Source organism: Citrobacter sp. Awk 4, from assembly GCF_028069725.1.
Lineage (GTDB): Bacteria > Pseudomonadota > Gammaproteobacteria > Enterobacterales > Enterobacteriaceae > Citrobacter_D.
In genome coordinates, this window is sequence record NZ_JANEWG010000174.1 from 1 (window position 1) to 256 (window position 256).

1 rRNA gene is annotated in these 256 nt (G+C 51.2%); it reads left to right on the plus strand.

What is annotated here, in order from left to right:
* Positions 1 to 256, plus strand: a 23S ribosomal RNA gene (locus NNO04_RS22705); the annotation flags it as partial.

Consider the following 256-nt stretch of genomic DNA (forward strand, 5'->3'; position numbering starts at 1 on the left):
AGGTAACACAAAATCGTACCCCAAACCGACACAGGTGGTCAGGTAGAGAATACCAAGGCGCTTGAGAGAACTCGGGTGAAGGAACTAGGCAAAATGGTGCCGTAACTTCGGGAGAAGGCACGCTGATGCGTAGGTGAAGCGACTTGCTCGTGGAGCTGAAATCAGTCGAAGATACCAGCTGGCTGCAACTGTTTATTAAAAACACAGCACTGTGCAAACACGAAAGTGGACGTATACGGTGTGACGCCTGCCCGGT